This is a genomic window from Nonomuraea wenchangensis, from assembly GCF_900111685.1.
Lineage (GTDB): Bacteria > Actinomycetota > Actinomycetes > Streptosporangiales > Streptosporangiaceae > Nonomuraea > Nonomuraea wenchangensis.
Genome location: NZ_FOHX01000016.1, coordinates 153,641 through 171,079 on the forward strand (window position 1 = coordinate 153,641; position 17,439 = coordinate 171,079).

At 71.9% G+C, this 17,439-nt stretch carries 17 protein-coding genes; 8 read left to right on the plus strand and 9 right to left on the minus strand.

The annotated features are described in order from the left end of the window. Positions 1-7 precede the first annotated feature (7 nt). The 3 genes from BMW85_RS36500 to mce all read right to left on the minus strand — a co-directional run bounded on the left by BMW85_RS36500 (position 8) and on the right by mce (position 3,167). The gene (locus tag BMW85_RS36500) at positions 8-1,153 is read right to left on the minus strand and encodes an AI-2E family transporter (protein WP_091090877.1); all 1,146 of its coding nucleotides are present in this window, start codon (positions 1,151-1,153) and stop codon (positions 8-10) included. A 107-nt stretch (positions 1,154-1,260) separates the two neighbouring features. Beyond that, on the minus strand, positions 1,261-2,550 hold the full coding sequence (locus BMW85_RS36505; RefSeq protein WP_091090880.1) for a DivIVA domain-containing protein: 1,290 nt from the start codon (positions 2,548-2,550) through the stop codon (positions 1,261-1,263). Between the two features lie 185 nt (positions 2,551-2,735). After that, positions 2,736-3,167, minus strand: coding sequence for a methylmalonyl-CoA epimerase (gene mce / locus BMW85_RS36510; RefSeq protein ID WP_091090881.1), 432 nt, complete (start codon positions 3,165-3,167; stop codon positions 2,736-2,738). A gap of 85 nt (positions 3,168-3,252) precedes the next feature. On the opposite strand from mce, the gene BMW85_RS36515 reads away from it, so the two are divergent. The 4 genes from BMW85_RS36515 (at position 3,253) to BMW85_RS36530 (ending at position 6,211) form a co-directional block, all read left to right on the plus strand. Next, entirely contained in the window at positions 3,253-4,440 is a 1,188-nt protein-coding gene (locus BMW85_RS36515) for an acetyl-CoA C-acetyltransferase (RefSeq protein ID WP_091090884.1), read from the plus strand. 153 nt (positions 4,441-4,593) lie between these two features. Further along, positions 4,594-5,022: a hypothetical protein gene (locus BMW85_RS36520; RefSeq protein WP_177241070.1), complete on the plus strand. Its 429-nt coding sequence runs from the start codon at positions 4,594-4,596 to the stop codon at positions 5,020-5,022. Continuing rightward, positions 5,016-5,240 carry a helix-turn-helix transcriptional regulator gene (locus tag BMW85_RS36525; RefSeq protein WP_091090886.1) on the plus strand — a complete coding sequence of 75 codons (225 nt, stop codon included), beginning with the start codon at positions 5,016-5,018 and terminating at the stop codon, positions 5,238-5,240. The genes BMW85_RS36520 and BMW85_RS36525 overlap by 7 nt, the downstream gene beginning before the upstream one ends. Beyond that, positions 5,240-6,211: an NAD(P)-dependent alcohol dehydrogenase gene (locus BMW85_RS36530; protein WP_091090888.1), complete on the plus strand. Its 972-nt coding sequence runs from the start codon at positions 5,240-5,242 to the stop codon at positions 6,209-6,211. The genes BMW85_RS36525 and BMW85_RS36530 overlap by 1 nt, the downstream gene beginning before the upstream one ends. A 169-nt stretch (positions 6,212-6,380) precedes the next feature. Here the strand turns inward: BMW85_RS36530 and BMW85_RS49970 are convergent, their stop codons facing one another. From BMW85_RS49970 to BMW85_RS36540, 3 genes are all read right to left on the minus strand, one after another. Then, positions 6,381-6,533, minus strand: a complete 153-nt coding sequence (locus BMW85_RS49970; protein ID WP_177241071.1) for a hypothetical protein — start codon at positions 6,531-6,533, stop codon at positions 6,381-6,383. A gap of 140 nt (positions 6,534-6,673) precedes the next feature. After that, positions 6,674-7,345: a DUF4230 domain-containing protein gene (locus BMW85_RS36535; RefSeq protein ID WP_091090890.1), complete on the minus strand. Its 672-nt coding sequence runs from the start codon at positions 7,343-7,345 to the stop codon at positions 6,674-6,676. Between the two features lie 362 nt (positions 7,346-7,707). Continuing rightward, positions 7,708-9,912: a hypothetical protein gene (locus BMW85_RS36540; RefSeq protein WP_091090892.1), complete on the minus strand. Its 2,205-nt coding sequence runs from the start codon at positions 9,910-9,912 to the stop codon at positions 7,708-7,710. Between the two features lie 228 nt (positions 9,913-10,140). Between BMW85_RS36540 and BMW85_RS36545 the strand changes: the two genes are divergently transcribed. From BMW85_RS36545 to BMW85_RS36560, 4 genes are read left to right on the plus strand one after another with little or no spacing between them, the layout of a single operon-like run. Beyond that, positions 10,141-10,692 carry a MarR family winged helix-turn-helix transcriptional regulator gene (locus BMW85_RS36545; RefSeq protein WP_020546658.1) on the plus strand — a complete coding sequence of 184 codons (552 nt, stop codon included), beginning with the start codon at positions 10,141-10,143 and terminating at the stop codon, positions 10,690-10,692. Next, positions 10,676-11,611, plus strand: coding sequence for a tetratricopeptide repeat protein (locus tag BMW85_RS36550; RefSeq protein ID WP_091090895.1), 936 nt, complete (start codon positions 10,676-10,678; stop codon positions 11,609-11,611). Before BMW85_RS36545 ends, BMW85_RS36550 begins: the two co-directional genes overlap by 17 nt. Positions 11,612-11,620: 9 nt before the next feature. Then, a complete protein-coding gene (locus tag BMW85_RS36555; RefSeq protein ID WP_091090896.1) occupies positions 11,621-12,250 on the plus strand; it encodes a cytidylate kinase-like family protein in 630 nt (209 codons plus the stop codon). A 56-nt stretch (positions 12,251-12,306) separates the two neighbouring features. Continuing rightward, positions 12,307-13,716: an NAD-dependent malic enzyme gene (locus BMW85_RS36560; protein ID WP_091090899.1), complete on the plus strand. Its 1,410-nt coding sequence runs from the start codon at positions 12,307-12,309 to the stop codon at positions 13,714-13,716. A gap of 116 nt (positions 13,717-13,832) precedes the next feature. Here the strand turns inward: BMW85_RS36560 and BMW85_RS36565 are convergent, their stop codons facing one another. Genes BMW85_RS36565 through glpK form a run of 3 tightly spaced genes read right to left on the minus strand, consistent with a single transcriptional unit; the run spans position 13,833 to position 17,422 of the window. After that, a complete protein-coding gene (locus BMW85_RS36565; RefSeq protein WP_091090902.1) occupies positions 13,833-14,336 on the minus strand; it encodes a hypothetical protein in 504 nt (167 codons plus the stop codon). Between the two features lie 57 nt (positions 14,337-14,393). After that, on the minus strand, positions 14,394-15,944 hold the full coding sequence (locus BMW85_RS36570) for a glycerol-3-phosphate dehydrogenase/oxidase (protein ID WP_091090905.1): 1,551 nt from the start codon (positions 15,942-15,944) through the stop codon (positions 14,394-14,396). Then, a complete protein-coding gene (gene glpK / locus BMW85_RS36575; RefSeq protein ID WP_091090907.1) occupies positions 15,941-17,422 on the minus strand; it encodes a glycerol kinase GlpK in 1,482 nt (493 codons plus the stop codon). The genes BMW85_RS36570 and glpK overlap by 4 nt, the downstream gene beginning before the upstream one ends. Positions 17,423-17,439 lie beyond the last annotated feature (17 nt).

Below are 17,439 nucleotides of genomic sequence, written 5' to 3' on the forward strand. Positions count from 1 at the left end.
GGCCCGCTCAGGAGCGGGCCTGCCGGGGGATCACCACCTCGCGGATGATCAGCGCGATGGCCGCGGCCACCGGGATCGCGAGCAGCGCGCCGACGATGCCGAGCAGCGCCCCGCCGAACAACGCGGCGATCACCGTCACGGCCGGCGTCACGTCCACCGAGCGCTTCATCACCCTGGGGTAGATGAGGTAGTTCTCGATCTGCTGGTAGATGATGAAGAAGATCGCGCAGGCGATGCCGGCCGGCACCGACTGCAGCAGCGCAACGGCCGAGACCACCACCGCGCCGATCGTGGCGCCCACAAGCGGGATCAGGTCCGTCAGCGCCACGATGAGGGCGAGCGCGAGCGCATACCTGACGTCCACGATGGACAGGAAGATCCAGGTCACCACGCCCGCGATGACCGAGATGAGCACGTTGCCGGCGACGTAGCCGCCGATCCCGGTCAGGATCTCCTCGCTGATCGCGCTGGTCCGCTCCCGGCGTGAGGCCGGCACCAGCTTCAGCATGTACGCCTTGATCGTGTGCAGCGAGCCGAGGAAGTAGAGCATGAGCACCAGCAGCGTCACCGTGGTGAACACGCCGTCCAGCACCACCAGGCTCGCGCCCATGATGCCGGTCGCGAGCGACGGCCCCAGCACGGTCGTCACGAACTGGGCGACCTGCGGGATGATCTGGTAGTCGGCGTCGAGCTGCCGCAGCGTCGGATGGTTGCTCAGCTCGTTGACGTAGCCCGGCACCGCCGCGACGAAGTCGGCGAGCTCCCGCCCCACCGGCGGCACGATCGCCAGCCCGAACAGCACGAACGCCACGATCACCCCGATGAACACGATGGAGATCGCGGCCCTTCTGGCGAGGCCGCGCCGCTGCAACGCCTCGACGGCCGGGTTGAGCCCGACGGCCAGGAACATCGCCACCACGACCAGGATGATCGTGCTCAGCGAGTTGACGACCATCTGCGCGATCGCGATCGCGGTCAGCACCCCCAGGCCGCCGACCAGCCCGAACAGGAACGGGCCGCGGGCGAGCGGCTTGCCCGGCAGGCCGTACGGCTGCGCCGGGCCACCGTGCCCCGGGCCGTCCTCGACCTTGGACGGCCCGTCCTGAGCCTTGGGCTCGGCCTCTTCGGCGGCGGTCTCGGCATTAGCGGACACGTGCCAGCAACTCCTCACTATCGGGCCGAAAACACAGAGAGAGCCTAGCGATCAAGCGATCGCCAGGCTCTCTCCCAGCCGTCAAGCAGCCCCCGTGTGGTGAATCGTTATTCCTGCCACCATTCCGCGTCGTCGTCGGACTTGGCCTCGATCTTGGGCGCGGGCGTCGTGGCCGGCGCCTCGACCGCCGGCGCGGGCGCCGGGATCGCGGGCTTCGGCGGCGCCGCGGTGACCGCGGGCTCCGGCTCCATGCCGGGCAGCGCCGCGCCGCCGAGGAGCTGACGGAGCTGGGCCAGGTGGCTGGTGATGCTGTCCCGCTGGCGGGTCAGCTCGTCGACCTGGCGCTGCATCGCCGTACGGGTGCGCTCGGCCTCGGTCTTCGCCTCGGTGACGATGGTCTCGGCGCTCGACTTCGCCTCGGCCACGATGGACTCGGAGTTCTTGCGCGCGTTGGCGACGAGCTGCTTGGCGTGCAGGTCGGCCTCGCGGCGGGTCTGCTCGGCCTGCTGGGTCGCCTTCGTGGCCCGCGACTCGGCGGTGGCGGCGCGCTGCTCGGCCTCGGCGACCAGCTTCTGTGTGGCGGCCTGGGCGGTGGCGTGGCGCTCGGCCTCCTGGCGCTCGGCCTCCTCGCGGCGGGAGGCGAGCTGGATCTCGAACTCCGCCTCGTCCTGGGCCCGCTTGGCCTCCGACTCCTCCAGCACCCGCTGCGCCTGGGCGCGCATCTCGTCGGCCTGGCGCTTGGCGGTGGTCAGCACCTCGTCGCGCTCGCGCTTGGTCGAGGCCCGGAGCTGGGCGACCTCGCGCTCGGTCGTGGTGCGGAGCTTGGCGATCTCACGCTCGGCGTCGGCGCGCTTCTCGGCGACCTCGTGGTCGGCCGTGGCCCGGAGCTTGGCGACCTCACGCTCGGTGGTGTTGGTCAGCTCGTCGGCCTCGCGGCGGGCGGTGCCCCGGATCTCCTCGGCGTCGCGCTCGGCCGCGGTGCGCATCTCGTCGCTCTCGCGGGTGGCCTGGGCGCGCTTCTCGGCGGCCTCGGCCTCGGCGGCGGCGCGCAGGTCGGCGGCCTCGACCTTGGCCGCGGCCTTGATCTCGTTGGCCTCGGACCTGGCGGCCTGGACGAGCTCGGTGGCCTGCTCCTCGGCCAGCCGGAGCAGCTGCTCGATGCGGGCGCCGAGACCGGAGTAGGTCGGGCGCTCCTGCTCCTGGAGCTGGCGCTGGGAGTCGGACAGGTCGCGCTGCAGGCCGGTGATCTGCTCGCGCGCCTGGCGAATCTCCTGGTCGAGCTGCTTGAGGTGGTCGTGGACCTGATGCCGGTCGTAACCGCGAAGCACCACATCGAATTCGCGTGCGGGTGCGTCCTCGAAGAAATTGTTGAGCTGGGCGTCGATGTCGGACTGCATGGAGGCTCGATCCTGGGTTGTCGAGACGGCTACACGTGCCGGACGGGGGGTTCGGGGCATCCGAGCCGGGAGCCTGTGCCTCACGGCAGGCTCCCTGTCCGGTTGGGAGGACCAGCGTACTCCGCCGGTGCCACCCGCGAAGCCCCGTCCAATTTTCTGCGTGACTAGTTACATATGAGCTTTTTTTACGATTTGTCGGGATCGGCAGCTTGGACCAGCTCCGTCAGCATTCCGCCCACATCCTTGGGATGCAGGAAGGCGATCCGCGAATCCATGGAACCGTGCCTGGGACGCTCGTCCAGCAGCCTCACACCCTTTGCGCCGATCTTAGCCATGGTTTCGGTGACATCGCGTACACCGAACGCGACATGGTGCACACCCTCACCCCGCCTGGCGAGGAATTTCCCCACGGGCGAGTCCTCGGAGAGAGGCTCCAGGAGCTGGATGTAGGAGCCTCCGCCCTCGCCGTCGGCGATGTGCAGCATGGCCTCCTTGACCCCCTGCTCCTCGTTGACCTCGCGGGCCACCACCGTGAGCTCGAAGGTCTCCGAGAAGAAGCGGATCTTCTCCTCCAGGTCGTGGCAGGCGATCCCTATGTGGTCGATCCGCATGAACATGTGTGGTCTACCTCCATGGCGAGCGACGTTGTACCCGTGGGTATCGTGTCAAAGACCCGACGCGCGAGCACAGGAGGCCGTTGTCATGTCCAGGTCCGTCATTGTCGCCGGAGCTCGCACCCCCATCGGGAAACTGCTCGGCTCCCTGTCCGGCCAGTCGGCCGTCGAGCTGGGCGGCATCGCGATCAAGGCCGCTCTGGAACGTGCCGGAGTCGCCCCCGAAGCCGTCGAGTACGTGATCATGGGTCAGGTGCTCCAGGCCGGCGCCGGGCAGATCCCGTCCCGCCAGGCCGCCGTGAAGGCCGGCATCCCGATGACCGTCCCCTCCATCACCATCAACAAGGTCTGCCTGTCCGGCCTCGACGCGATCGCGCTGGCCGACCAGCTCATCAGGGCCGGCGAGTTCGAGATCGTGGTGGCCGGCGGCATGGAGTCCATGACCAACGCCCCCCACCTGCTGCCCGGCCTGCGCAAGGGCGTCAAGTACGGCGGCTCCGAGGTCGTCGACTCGATGGCGCACGACGGCCTGTTCTGTGCCTTCGACCAGTGCGCGATGGGCGAGTCCACCGAGCGTCACAACACCCGCCTCGGCATCGGCCGCGAGGAGCAGGACGCGGTCTCGGCCCGCTCCCACCAGCTCGCCGCCGCCGCCATCAAGAACGGCGTCTTCGACGACGAGATCGTCCCGGTGCCGATCCCGCAGCGGCGCGGCGAGCCGGTGCTGGTCAAGGAGGACGAGGGCGTACGCGGCGACACCACGGCGGAGACGCTTGCCAAGCTCCGCCCGGCCTTCGCCGCCGACGGCACCATCACGGCCGGTTCGGCGTCCCAGATCTCCGACGGCGCCTGCGCGGTCGTCGTCATGTCCAAGGCCAAGGCCGAGGAGCTGGGCCTGGAGTGGCTGGCCGAGATCGGCAGGCACGGCAACGTCGCCGGGCCCGACGCCTCGCTCCAGTCCCAGCCGGCCAACGCCATCAAGCAGGCCATGGCCAAGCAGGGCGTCAGCGCGGACGACCTCGACCTCGTCGAGATCAACGAGGCGTTCGCCAGCGTGGTGGTCCAGTCGGCCAAGGAGCTGGGCGTGCCGCTGGACAAGGTCAACGTCAACGGGGGCGGCATCGCGCTCGGGCACCCGATCGGGGCCTCCGGGGCGCGCATCGTGCTCACCCTCGCCCACGAGCTGCGGCGCAGGGGCGGCGGGCTCGGCGCGGCCGGGCTCTGCGGCGGCGGCGGCCAGGGCGACGCCCTGCTCATCAGCGTGCCGAAGTCCTGACCCCTGTCCTTCTTCTGATCACCGCTCACCGGCCCGGTGATGGTCGCCTCTGACCGTCGCCGGGCCGTTCGCGTGCGTGCGATCGTCGCGTCACTCTGCGTCGCGATGTAAAAAATCCTAGACATGATGTCTGCGCTGCTTTACATTCCAAGTATGGCTTCCGAAGAGAAACGCGCCTGGGTGATGCTGGTGGTCACGGTCGCGGCGTACGGCATCTACGTCGCCACGATCCTCGGCCGGGCGGGCTCCGTGCCGCTCACCGAAGTCCCCTACGTGGCGCCGCTGCTGTGGAGCATCGGAGGGGCGTTCCTGGCCTCGATGGTGCTGTTCATCGCGGTGAGCACCACCGCGCCCGCCGAGGTCGGCAAGAAGGACCAGCGGGACCGCGAGATCCACCGCTACGGCGAGTACACCGGGCAGTGGTTCCTCGTCGCGGGCGCCGTGGCGGCGCTGGCCATGGCGATGGCCGAGCTCCCGCACTTCTGGATCGCCAACGTGATCTACCTGGGGTTCGTCCTGTCGGCCGTCCTCGGGTCCACGCTCAAGATCGTCGCCTACCGGCGGGGGCTGCCGGGATGGTGAAGCCCACCAAGGTCACCAACACGATCCGCGCCCTGCGCTTCACGCACGGCGAGATGACCCAGGCCGAGCTGGCCGACCGCATCGGCGTCACCAGACAGACGATCATCGCCATCGAGCAGGGCCGGTACTCACCGTCCCTGGAGGTGGCCTTCCAGATCGCGCGGGTCTTCGGCGTCCCGCTCGACGACGTGTTCCAGTACCCGGACGGAGACCACTGATGAAAGCGATCATCAGAAGCGTGTACGGCCCGCCCCGCGTCCTCGGCCTCGCCGACGTGCCCGAGCCCGAGCCCGGCGCCGGCGAGGTGCGGTTACGGGTCCACGCGGCGGGCGTCGACCAGGGCGTGTGGCACATGCTCACCGGCCTCCCGTACGTCATGCGGCTCGGCATCGGCCTGCGCCGCCCCAGGAGCCCCTGGGTCGGGGCCGACGTGGCGGGCGAGGTGACGGCCGTCGGGACCGGCGTCACCGCCTTCAAGCCCGGCGACCGCGTCTTCGGCACCTGCGGCGCGGCCTACGCCGAGCACGCCTGCGCCCGCGTGGACCGGCTCGCGGCGATCCCCGCGAACCTGACGTACGAGCAGGCCGCCGCCATCCCCACCTCGGGCATGACCGCGCTGCGCGCGCTGCGCGACTCCGGGCAGGTGCGGCGCGGGCAGCGCGTGCTCATCACCGGCGCGGGCGGCGGCGTCGGGACGTTCGCCGTGCAGCTCGCCAAGACGTTCGGCGCGCACGTCACGGGCGTGTGCTCAGGGGCGAAGGAGGAGCTCGTCCGCTCCATCGGCGCGGACGACGTCGTCGACTACACGCGCGAGGACTTCACGGACGGCAGCCGGCCCCCGTACGACCTCATCATCGACATCGCGGGCCTGCGCCGGCTGTCCCACCTGCGGCGGGCGCTCACGCCGCGCGGCACGTACGTCATCGTGGGCGGGGAGGGCGGCGGCCGGTGGCTCGCCGGGCTGGACCGCCAGCTGCGGACCGCCCTGTACGGGCCGTTCACCCGCAAGCGGCCCCGGATGTTCTTCGCCTTCCCCCGCGAGGCCGACCTGCTGACGCTGGCCGAGCTGGCGGGGGAGGGGCGGATCACGCCGGTCGTCAGCGCGACGTACCCGCTGGAGCGGGTGCCCGAGGCGATCCGCGAGCTGGAGAAGGGGCACGCGCGCGGCAAGCTCGTCATCACCGTGTGAGCCGTCGGGCCCTCGTGCCCGGACAGCGCGATGCCCCGGTCCGACCAGGATGGACCGGGGCTTCGCGTACGCTCCCGGAGCTGTTCGACCAGGAATGCTCCGGGCGCCCCCTACGGGGGCTGCTCAGCCCGGCCGCGAGGGAGGCGGCGGCCGGGCTGCTTGCAGGCGGTCATGCGGAACGGAAGCGGGCGAAGAACGAGCGGTGGCGGCGCTCGGCCTGCGGCCCGCGCAGCGCCTCCCGTACGCGCCGCTGCTCGGCGGCGGCCCGACGGAGTTCGGAGGCGTGGTGCTGCATGACGCTGTATTCGAGTTCGGCGTTCATTCGAGTGCTCCTCTGGGCTTTTTCGCGTTGCCTGTCGTCTGCACTCTCAAGATTGCTCCTAAGGCCCTCCCCGGCACATCGGGCTTATGCCTTATCTCCGGGCGTCAGGAGTCCTAGGTAGGTACCTAGGACGTTGCGGCTCAGGGCTCGTCGGTGAACTTGACGGTGACCTTCGTGAAGCCGAGCGACTTCAGCAGGCCCGTCATCATCGCCTTGGTGTTTGCGTCCGCGCGGGCGCGCAGGTCGCTCGCCACGGCCGCCTCGGTGATCTTCTTCTCCGCCAGCAGGTACAGCTCGCGCTGGTCGCCCGGGGAGCCCGACAGGAAGTCCGAGACGCGGTCGAACAGGCCGCGCTGCTGGGCGAAGACGTACGAGCGGTCGTTGTCGAGGTTCGGCTTCTCCAGCTGGGCGTGGGGGAGGCGGATCGTCGCCTCCGTACGGTCCTTCGACACCGTGACCGCGTTCGTCGCGATGGAGGAGAAGTCCACGTAGGCGTCCACGCCGCCCGCGCCGACGAACAACGTCCTGGTGCCCTTGATCGCGTCAGGCAGGAAGTTCGCGTCCTTCTCCAGGTCCACGACCACCTGGAAGGTGCCGGTCGCCGCCTCGAAACGGCTGAGGTCCTTGAGGGACTCGAGGAGGACCGGCTGGCTGCGGTCGATGGTCCGCTCGCCCGTGGGGTCCAGGTACGTCCATGCCACCCGGCCGGCCACCACCAGCAGGCCCGCCAGGACCAGCAGGACCGCCACGTATCGCCACCAGCGACGCCGTACGGGGGTGACCTCCGGTGGCGTCGTACGGGAAGTCGTCATGGTGGCATGACTACCCGCACAGCGATCATCAGTGCCAGCCCCAGGGTGACATCTCCGATTCCGCCCGCTTACACCCACTGCGCGAGAGACCTCACACTCACCCCGGCCGGCTGCTGGGCGACGGCGTAAGGGGGAGGGGAGGCGGGACGCGCCGGACGCGTCCTGGGGCGTGCGGCCGTTATGCGCGGGTGGGGGCAGGCTGGACGCCTCCCGGCGCGCGCCCGGCTCCCGTGCGCGGCCTTAGGTCCGGATGCCGCCGGCCGATGAGATGCCGCTCTGCGGGCGGCGGGATGGCCGGTCGTCGCGTCACGCCGACGCGCGCGCACCGCCCCTCGGCGTCGTCTCCCGGCTGTCCGGTCGTCCTACGCCCTGCCACCGGGCGTCCTGAGCCCCTGACTCTGGAGGCCCTGACTCTGGAGGCCCTGAGCCTGGGCGCCCTGACCCCGGACGCTCTGACTCTGGGCGCCCTGACTCCGGACGCTCTGGGGCTCGGCGGCGTAAGCCCGGTCGCCGGGCGTCGCGTCAACGGTGGGCCAGTGGCCGCGCGATCCTTCGTCGCGGGACCCGAGAGCGTCGGTCCTGCCGTGGGCCCAAGCGCGCCCCGCTCCCGTGCGCGAGTCTCCGATGCGCGGTGTTCCACTGCGCGAATCCCCAGCGCGTGGTGTTCCCGATCCCGGTGTTCCGGTGCGCGAATCCCCAGCGCGTGGTGTTCCCGATCCCGGTGTTCCGGTGCGTGGGTCTCCAGCGCGTGGTGCTCCAGAGCGCGGGGCTCCATGCGCCCAGGGGGCGTTCCCGGATGAGCCGTGGCCGAGCGGGCCGTGGCCGGACGGGGCGGAGGGCGTGGTGTGGCCGGGGGCAGTGGGGCGCGGGGCCGGGGCGTCGCCGGCAGTGGGCTGCCCGGCCCCTGTGCCGCCCCTTGGACCGGTGGCGGGCTGTCCGGTCGCCGTGCCGCCTCCCGGACCAGCGGTGGGCTGCCCGGCAGCCGTGCCGCCTCTCGCACCAGCGGTCGTCGTGCCGTCTCTCGGGCCCCAGCCCCGACCGTGCCAGTGGTCGTGGGAGGCCCAGCCGAACGGCCCCCGGCCGGTGTGCCCGCCGTACCCCGGGCCGGGCTCGGTGGCGGCGCCCGCTGTGGACCAGGTGGGCGGGCCCGCCGCCACCCATCCGGGCGCGGGCTCGGGCGCGTAGCCCAGGGAGGGCGCGGTGCCGGACGTGCCCGGCGTGCTGCCGTACGACGTGGGCGGGGCGGCCGGCGTGGCGGCCGGGTCGGGGTAGACCGGGTAGACGTGGGTCGAGTCGGGCGACGGCTGCACCGCCTGCGGCACGAGCTGCGGCCGGGCGGGGCTGCCGCCGAAGTGCGTGCTCGACAGCCGGCAGTTGCGGAAGTCGCTGTAGAACATGCGCAGCCACTCGCGCCGCTGGTGCTCGCTCAGCCAGGAGAACCACGAGGTGGCGTACTGGTGCTCGGCGAGCGGCCCGCCCGCCGGCGGCTCGCCGCGCAGCCAGACCATGACGATCTCGCGGTAGCCCTCCGCGACCACGCCGGGGCAGGGGTCGGACAGCGCCTCGATGTACTCGTACGCCGCCTTCTCCGCGAACCCGGCGGAAAGGTCGGGAAGGTGGATGGGCGCGAGGCCGAGCGAGGGCCGCAGCTTCTCCTCCAGCGGACGCTGCTCCACCCGCTTGAACGCCGCCGGCGTGCCATCGAGCCGCATGGCGATCTGGGTGAACACCGCCCCCAGCTCGGTCAGCCCGGCCCGCATCCCGGGGTGCACGCACACTGTGATCGGCCAGTCCTGGCAGGCGTAGGCGATGTCCTCGGCGGCGGCCGGCCGGGTCTGGGCCAGCACCCGCGACACGCCCATGCCCGCCGCCAGCACCGACAGCAGCGCGCACGCCAGCACCAGCGCCTGCCGCGTCACCGTCGCCGCCCAGCCCAGCAGCAGCGCCGCGGTGAGCCCGAGCAGCCAGATCGTCTGGTCGAAGAACGCGGCCCCGCTGAGCTCCTGGAACAGGTCGTAGGGCTCGCCGGTGCCGGGCGCCAGTTTGTCCGCCCAGCCCCGGTCGTCGGCCAGCCACGAGAACGCCGCGTAGCAGGCCAGCCCGGCCAGCGGCGGCGTGAACGCCTTCGGCAGCACCCACCCGGCCACCCAGCCGATGACCGAGTAGAGCGCCAGCCCCGCCATGCCCATGCCCAGCCCCGGCAGGCTCAGCCGGCCCGCCTGGTCCGTGAGGACCGTCTTGACGGCCAGCACCAGCACCGTCGCCGCAAACGACCCCAGCACCACCAGCACGATCGCCAGCGGCGCCTTCAACGCCCGCCAGGTGGTGAGCGACCGGCCGCGCAGCGCGCGGCGCTTGCGCAGCGCCACCCAGGCGGCGAAGGCCGCCGCCACCGGCCCGGTGAGCCGGAGCGAGCCGATGACCGCGGCCACGATGTTCTCCCAGGCGTCCACGCCCGGTATCAGGACGTTCCACGCCGCGATCAAGCCGACAGCGAGCAGCACGGCAACCGTGACGGCCGCGCTCTGCTTCAGCTCCTCCCGTGAAACGCCCGCGTGCTCACGCACCCTTTGCCCCGTTGACGTCCATCAAGCACCCCCCGTGCCCCTCGGCAAGACGGAAGCGGGAAGTCCGGCCGGTCCCCACAGGCTGATGGACTTGGCTTCCGCGTCACCATACGTACGAGAACCATAACTGAGCGTGATGATTGATGTCCGGATTCTTGGTCAAGGAGGATCGCCTGTCGCTCCAGATCGCCCGACGAACCGGGACGAGAGGCGCGCTAACGTAGCTGCGTGTCACAGCAGAAGCCGCTCAACCTGCCGTTCGACCCCATCGACCGCGCCGCGGAGAGCTGGCGCGCCCACTTCGGGCCCTCCGCCGCCATGGCGGCCGTGACCTCGATCATGAGAGCGCACCAGATCCTGCTGTCGCAGCTCGACGGGCTGCTGAAGCCCTACGGGCTGACCTTCGCGCGGTACGAAGGGCTCGTCCTGCTGACGTTCAGCAAGACCGGCGCGCTGCCGCTGTCGAAGATCGGCGAGCGGCTGATGGTCCACCCCACCAGCGTCACGAACACGGTGGACAGGCTGGAGAAGTCCGGTTACGTCCGCCGGCTGCCCAATCCGCGCGACGGCCGCGGCGTGCTCGCCGAGATCACCGACGCCGGCCGCGACGTCGTCCGCCGCGCCACCCGCGACCTCATGGACGCCGAGTTCGGCCTGGCGATGTACGCCGAGGACGAACTCCACGGCCTGTTCGACCAGTTGCGCACGTTGCGGGTCGCGGCGGGTGACTTCGACGGCTCGTCCATGCGGCAAGATGAAGGGCATGGCGGACTTCTCTAGGCCCGGGTCGCTCTACGGGGCGATCGATCTGGGCGCTCGTAAGCAGGCACTGGAGGCGCAGGCCCGGCGTGAGGCCGCAGGTCCTCAGGCCGCGTCGGCCTCGGTCGTCGAGGTGACCGAGGAGACGTTCACGACCGATGTCGTCGACCGCTCCATGCAGGTGCCGGTCGTCCTCGATCTCTGGTCCCCCCGCGCGCCGGCCTCCGCGCAGCTCGGGCCGGTGCTGGAGAAGGTGGTCGGCGACCTCGGCGGGCGGGCCGTGCTGGCCAGGGTCAACGTCGACGCCAGCCCGCAGATCGCGGCCGCGCTGCGCGTGCAGGCCGTGCCCACCGTGCTGGCGATCTTCCAGGGTCAGGCCGTCACCGGCTTCCAGCAGGTGCTGCCCGAGCAGGAGGTGCGCCGCTGGCTCGACGAGCTGATGGCCGCCGTCGAGCAGTTCTACCAGGCCAACCCCGCGGCCCGGCCGTCCACGGCCGAGGGCGGCGAGGAGGCTCCGGCGGGCCCGCCCGCCGACCCCGACCTCGCGGCGGCCGAGGAGGCCGTCGAGCGCGGCGACCTCGACGCGGCGGCCGCGGCCTACGAGCGGCTGCTGGCCCGCGCCCCGGGCCACGAGGACGCCAAGATGGGCCTGGCCGGCGTCACCCTGATCAAGCGCACGGAGGGCGTCGACCCCGGCGACCTCCAGCGCCGCCTGCAGGACCCCGCCGACCTCGACGCCCACCTGCTGGCCGCCGACCTCGAGATGTTGTCGGGCGCGGTCGACGAGGCGTTCGCCCGGGTCATCGCCGTGGTCAAGCGCACCTCGGGCGACGATCGCGACCGGGCGCGGCGTCACCTGCTCGGCCTGTTCGACACCTTGCCGAGCGATGACCCTTCTCTGGCGAAAGCGCGCAGAGCTTTGGCGAGCGCGCTGTTCTAGCCTGGGGATATGCGGGTCGTCACCATCTCGGCGACATACGGCACGGCCGGCGGTCAGATCGGCCCGGCCGTGGCCGAGCGCCTTGACGTGCCCTTCGTCGACCGCGCCATCCCCAGCGCCGTCGCCCGGGAGCTCGGCTGCACGCTGGAGGAGGCGCTGGCCCACGACGACCGCGCCGAGCACGGGCTGGGCCGGCTGATTTACGGCGCGATGCGGCTGCCCACCGTCGCCTTCGGCGGCGTCGACATGTACGTTCCTGGCGCGTTGCCGCACGCCCCGGAGGAGTTCGTGCGCCGCGCCGAGCGCATGATGCGCGAGACCGCCCGCGAGCGGGGCGGCGTCTTCCTCGGCAGGGCCGGCGCTCTGGTCCTCGCCGACGAGCCGGGCGCCCTGCACGTCCGGCTCGACGCCCCGCTCCCGCGCAGGGTCCGCCAGGCGGCCGCGCTCGCCGGGACGGACGAGGGCGAGGCCCGGCGCGTCCTGGACGACAACGACCGCGCCCGCGCGGCCTACTGGCGGCACTTCTACCGGGCGGATCCGGCCGACCCGGGCCACTACCACCTGGTCGTCGACAGCACCAGGATCCCCGTCGCGGCCTGCGTCGAGCTGATCGTCCTGGCCTCCGCGGCACTCGACTGACCGAACGCCCCCTAACATGGGAGGACTTCTTGGTCAGTCCCGAAGGAGCGATTGACGTGGCGACCGTCCCGAGTGTGTCGTACTCCATCACCGTGCGTCTCGAGGTGCCGGCCGGCGGCAAGGCCGTCAGCCAGCTCACCCACGCCGTAGAGTCGGCCGGGGGGGTGGTGACCGCACTCGACGTCACCAACGCGGGCCACGAGAAGCTCCGCATCGACGTGACCTGCGCCGCCCGCGACACCGACCACGCACAGGCGATCGTCGACCAGCTCGAGGCCGTCGAGAGCGTCGTCATCCACAAGGTGTCCGACCGCACGTTCCTCATGCACCTCGGCGGCAAGATCGAGATGCAGTCGAAGGTGCCGCTGCGCAACCGCGACGAGCTGTCGATGGCCTACACGCCGGGCGTGGCGCGGGTGTCGATGGCGATCGCGCGCAACAAGGAGGACGCGCGCCGCCTGACCATAAAGCGCAACACCGTGGCCGTCGTCACCGACGGCTCGGCCGTGCTGGGGCTCGGCAACATCGGCCCCGAGGCGGCGCTGCCGGTCATGGAGGGCAAGGCGGCGCTGTTCAAACGCTTCGCCGGCATCGACGCCTGGCCGATCTGCCTCGACACCCAGGACGTCGACGAGATCGTGCGCACCGTCCAGGTCATCGCGCCCGGCTTCGGCGGCATCAACCTGGAGGACATAGGCGCGCCGCGCTGCTTCGAGGTGGAGCGGCGCCTGCGCGAGCTGCTCGACATCCCGGTCTTCCACGACGACCAGCACGGCACCGCGATCTGCGTGCTGGCGGCGCTCCAGAACGCGCTGCGGGTCGTCGAGAAGAGCCTGGAGAACGTCAGGATCACGATGGCGGGCGCGGGCGCGGCCGGCAACGCCGTGCTGCGACTGCTGCTCGCCGCCGGGGCGCGCAACGTGGTCGTCTGCGACTACCTCGGAGCCGTGCACAAGGGCCGCGACGACCTCGACGAGTCGCTGCGCTGGATCGCCGACCACACCAACGCCGAGGGCTACGCCGGAGACCTGCGCGGCGCGCTCAAGAACGCCGACGTCTTCGTGGGCGTGTCCGCGCCGGGCATCCTGACCGGCGACGACATCGCGACCATGGCCAAGGGCGCCGTGGTGTTCGCGCTGGCAAACCCGGAGCCCGAGGTGTCGCCCGACGACGCCCGCGAGCACGCGACCGTGGTGGCCACCGGCCGCTCCGACTACCCCAACCAGATCAACAACGTGCTGGCCTTCCCCGGCGTGTTCCGCGGGCTGCTCGACGCGCAGGCGGCAGGGGTGACGCAGGAGATGCTGCTGGCGGCGGCCAACGCGCTGGCGGCCGTGGTCACGCCCGAGGAGCTGGGCCCCAACTACATCATCCCGAGCGTGTTCCACCCGGACGTGGCGGGCGCGGTGGCGGCGGCGGTTCGCGAGTCCGCGGGCGGTCGCGCCCGCGGCTTCACCGAGGCCTGATCAGCTCACGGAGGCCTGACCAGTTCACCGGGGCCTGACCAGTTCACCGGGGCCTGACCAGTTCACCGGGGCCTGACCAGTTCATCGGGGCCTGACCCGGGCGTCCCCCAGCGCCCTCAGTGCCGGGCGGTGGGCGCGGAGCGGGTGAGGGCGGGCATGAGGCGGTAGGACTCCTGGAAGACCAGGTTGTGGGCGTCGCCGGCGGCGATGACGCGCAGCGTGTCGGCCTGCGCCTCGGCGTCGGCGGCGTCGAAGACGTTCATCGGCCAGTCGCCCACCGTGTTCCCGCGCAGGTGCGGGTGGTGGAAGCCGGCGCCGTAGTGGGCGACGACGGCGATGGGCTGCTCCTGGGCGGCCCGCTGCTCCGGCCACGTCAGCGACCACATCGCGTTCAGCCCGCCCTCCTTGGAACGGGTGACCCCGCTGGCCACCACCTCGCCCGTCCCGAGCAGCAGGTCGGCGTCGAACTCCGCCAGCACCCGCCGCGCCACGGGGTCGAGCAGCTCGACCGCCGTGGCGAAGACACGCTCCTTGTCCTCCCGGGAGACGGCCTGGCCGTGCACGCCGTCCCGCAGGTCGCGGAAGTGGCGGAGCAGGGCTTCGTTGATGGGAGTGCTCATGCCCACCCCCTTCCCCGCCAGCGGCCCCAGCCACCTCCCGCCGCCCGCGCGGCGGGCTCAGCCCAGCAGCCCGGCGATCCGGGCCCGTACCTCCGGCGTGTCGAGCCCGCGGACGGTCAGCGTCGTACGGCGGCGTACGACGTCGTCCACGGTCGCCGCCCACTCGCGGTCGCGCGCGTAGACGGCCTGCGCCCAGATGTCCGGCCCCTCCGGGTGGATGCGCTCGCCGAGCGCCGGGTCCTCCCTGATGAGCCGGGCCAGGTCGAACGCGATCGACCCGTAGTGCGTCGCCAGGTGCCGGGCCACCAGCGGGTCCATGCGGGCGCCGCGCTCGCGGTCCGTCCACAGGCGCAGGGCCACCGCGTCGGGGCTGGCCAGGCCGGGCAACGGCACGGCGGGCAGGATGTCGGCCAGGTCGTCGCCGAGCGGCCGGCCGGGCAGGTGGGCGAGGGTGTCGAGGACGGTACGGCCGATGTGCCGGTAGGTCGTCCACTTGCCGCCCGCCACCGACAGCATGCCGCCCGCGCCGCGCGTCACCACGGTCTCCCGCTTGGCCGCCGTCACCTCGCCGGGGCCGCCGGGCAGCACGCGCAGACCGGCGAAGGCGTAGGTGATGTCCTCGCGCCGGAGCTGCGTGTCGCGCACCGCGTGGCCGGCCTCGTCGAGGATCTGCGTGAGGTCGGCCTCGGTGGGCCGCACGTCGGCCGGATCGCCGTCGTACGCCTCGTCCGTCGTGCCGAGCAGCAGGTGGTCCTCCCACGGGATGGCGAACGACACCCGGTACTTGTCGATCGGCGTGGTCAGCGCCGCCTTCCACGGCTCGTGCCGGCGCAGCACCAGGTGGGCGCCCTTGGACAGGCGGATGCTGGGGGCCGCGCCCGGGTCCTCCATGCGCCGCAGGTGGTCCACCCACGGGCCGGTGGCGTTGAGCACGAGACGGGCGCTCACCCCGAACTCGGCGCCCTCCAACCGGTCGCGCAGCTCGGCGCCGGTCACCGTGCCGCCGCTCCTGCGCAGGCCGACGACCTCGGCGTGGTTGAGCACGGTCGCGCCGGCGTCCACGGCCGCGCGTACGGTCATGACCGCGACGCGGCTGTCGTTCATCTGGTGGTCGCCGTAGACGGCGGCGGCGCGCAGCCCCTCGGCGCGCAATGCGGGCACCCTGGCCAGGGCCTGGTGCGGCGTGATGACCCGGCCCATGCCGTCGCCGAACACCGACAGCGCCGAGTACAGGAACACCCCCGCGCCCAGCTTGGCCGCCCCGTGCGGGCCGCCCTTATAGATCGGCACCAGGAACGTCAGCGGCTTGACCAGGTGCGGGGCGATGTCGGCGGCGAGGGCGCGACGCTCCCGGTGGTTCTCGGCGACCAGCCGGACGTTGCCGGTCTGCAGGTAGCGCAGGCCGCCGTGGACCAGCTTGGACGAGGCGCTGGAGGTGGCGCCGGCGAAGTCGCCCGCGTCCACCATGGCCACCCGCAGCCCGGCCTGGGCGGCCATCCAGGTCACGGACGTGCCGAGGATGCCGCCGCCGATGACCAGCAGGTCGTAGGTGGTGGTGGACAACTCCTCCCTGGTCTCCGCGCGGTCGGTCCCCGTACTGATCATCATTGCTGGAACTCCTGCTCATCGACCCAGTCGAGGGTGCGGGCCACGGCCTTCCTCCAGTTGCGGTATTCGCGCTCGCGGGCCGCCTCGTCGATCTCCGGCCGCCACTCGGCCGCCTTGTGCCAGTTGGCGCGCAGACTGTCGAGGTCCGGCCAGTAGCCGGTGGCGAGGCCGGCCGCGTACGCCGCGCCGAGCGCCGTGGTCTCGGCCACCATGGGCCTGATCACCGGCACCGCGAGCACGTCGGCGAGGGTCTGCATGAGCAGGTTGTCGGCTGTCATGCCGCCGTCGGCGCGCAGGGTGGTGAGCCCGAGCCCCGCGTCGGCGTTCATCGCGTCGACGACCTCGCGGGTCTGCCACGCGGTGGCCTCGAGTACGGCCCGCGCGAGGTGCCCCTTGGTGACGAACCCGGTCAGCCCCGCGATCACGCCGCGCGCGTCCGAGCGCCAGTGCGGCGCGAACAGCCCGGAGAACGCGGGCACGAAGTAGCAGCCGCCGTTGTCGGGGACCGTCTTCGCCAGCGTCTCGATCTCGGCGGCGCTGGAGATCAGGCCGAGGTTGTCGCGCAGCCACTGCACCAGCGAGCCGGTGACCGCGATCGCGCCCTCCAGCGCGTACGTGGCCGGCGTGTCGCCGAGCTGGTAGCCGACCGTGGTGAGCAGTCCGTGCTTGGAGACGACGGGCCGGTCGCCGGTGTTCATGAGCAGGAAGCTGCCCGAGCCGTAGGTGCTCTTGGTCTCGCCGGGGTCGAAGCAGGTCTGGCCGAACAGCGCCGCCTGCTGGTCGCCGAGCGCGGCGGCCACCGGGACGCCGTCGGCGGTGCGGCCGTAGACCTCGGCGGACGGGCGGATCTCGGGCAGCATCGCGCGCGGCACGCCGAGCGCGGCCAGCAGGTCGTCGTCCCAGGCCAGGGTGTGGATGTTCATGAGCATCGTACGGCTGGCGTTGGTGACGTCGGTGACGTGGCGGCCGGTCAGGTTCCACAGCAGCCAGCTGTCCATGGTGCCGAACAGCACCTCGCCGCGCTCGGCCCGCTCGCGCAGCCCCGGGTGCTCGTCCAGCAGCCAGCGGATCTTCGGCCCGGAGAAGTAGGTGGCGAGCGGCAGCCCGGCCCGCCCCTTGAACAGCGCCTCGTGCTCGGCCAGCGCGTGCGTCAGCGGCGCGGTGCGGGTGTCCTGCCAGACGATCGCCGGGCAGACGGGCCGGCCGGTGTCGCGCTCCCACAGCACGGTGGTCTCGCGCTGGTTGGTGATGCCGAGCGCGGCGATGTCGCCGTCGACGCCGCCGACGGCCTCGGCGAGGACGAGCTGGACCGACTGCCAGATCTCCTCCGCGTCGTGCTCGACCCAGCCGGGCCTGGGGAAGATCTGGCGGTGCTCGCGCTGGGCGACGGAGATGATGTTGCCGGTCCGGTCGAAGACGATGCACCGGCTGGACGTGGTGCCCTGGTCGATGGCGGCGATGTAGGTCGGTCGAGGCACTGGCGGTTCCTCGCTAG

Coding starts and splice junctions, on each gene's coding strand:
- BMW85_RS36535 (WP_091090890.1), bottom strand. CDS start 7,345: ATGACGACTTCCCGTACGACGCCACCGGAGGTCACCCCCGTACGGCGT.
- BMW85_RS49970 (WP_177241071.1), bottom strand. CDS start 6,533: ATGAACGCCGAACTCGAATACAGCGTCATGCAGCACCACGCCTCCGAA.
- BMW85_RS36515 (WP_091090884.1), top strand. CDS start 3,253: ATGTCCAGGTCCGTCATTGTCGCCGGAGCTCGCACCCCCATCGGGAAA.
- BMW85_RS36570 (WP_091090905.1), bottom strand. CDS start 15,944: ATGATGATCAGTACGGGGACCGACCGCGCGGAGACCAGGGAGGAGTTG.
- BMW85_RS36525 (WP_091090886.1), top strand. CDS start 5,016: ATGGTGAAGCCCACCAAGGTCACCAACACGATCCGCGCCCTGCGCTTC.
- BMW85_RS36505 (WP_091090880.1), bottom strand. CDS start 2,550: ATGCAGTCCGACATCGACGCCCAGCTCAACAATTTCTTCGAGGACGCA.
- BMW85_RS36530 (WP_091090888.1), top strand. CDS start 5,240: ATGAAAGCGATCATCAGAAGCGTGTACGGCCCGCCCCGCGTCCTCGGC.
- BMW85_RS36550 (WP_091090895.1), top strand. CDS start 10,676: ATGGCGGACTTCTCTAGGCCCGGGTCGCTCTACGGGGCGATCGATCTG.
- BMW85_RS36555 (WP_091090896.1), top strand. CDS start 11,621: ATGCGGGTCGTCACCATCTCGGCGACATACGGCACGGCCGGCGGTCAG.
- BMW85_RS36520 (WP_177241070.1), top strand. CDS start 4,594: ATGGCTTCCGAAGAGAAACGCGCCTGGGTGATGCTGGTGGTCACGGTC.
- BMW85_RS36565 (WP_091090902.1), bottom strand. CDS start 14,336: ATGAGCACTCCCATCAACGAAGCCCTGCTCCGCCACTTCCGCGACCTG.
- mce (WP_091090881.1), bottom strand. CDS start 3,167: ATGTTCATGCGGATCGACCACATAGGGATCGCCTGCCACGACCTGGAG.